Source organism: Rhizobium sp. UBA1881 (assembly GCF_002338015.1).
In the GTDB taxonomy this organism is placed as follows: domain Bacteria; phylum Pseudomonadota; class Alphaproteobacteria; order Rhizobiales; family Rhizobiaceae; genus Rhizobium.
On sequence record NZ_DDHH01000019.1, the window covers coordinates 15,550 to 15,784 of the forward strand.

The 235-nt window shown below is 67.2% G+C and carries 1 protein-coding gene; it reads left to right on the top strand.

The features are described from left to right. Nucleotides 1–235, top strand: a 235-nt coding sequence (locus B3605_RS01880; RefSeq protein WP_296431888.1) for a PTS sugar transporter subunit IIA, incomplete at both ends; no start/stop codon positions are given.

A 235-nucleotide genomic window follows, 5' to 3' on the forward strand; every position in this document is an offset into this window, starting at 1 on the left:
GCATCGCCATTCCGCACGGCAAGCTGGCAAGCGTCAATTCCATCGTCGGCATCTTCGCGCGTCTCGACCAGCCGGTCGATTTCGAAGCGCTGGACGATCAGCCGGTCGATCTCGTCTTCCTGCTTCTGGCGCCCGAGGGCGCCGGCGCCGATCACCTGAAGGCTCTGTCGCGCATCGCCCGCGTGCTGCGCGACCACGATCTCGTCGCCAAGCTGCGCGCCACCGACAGCGCCTC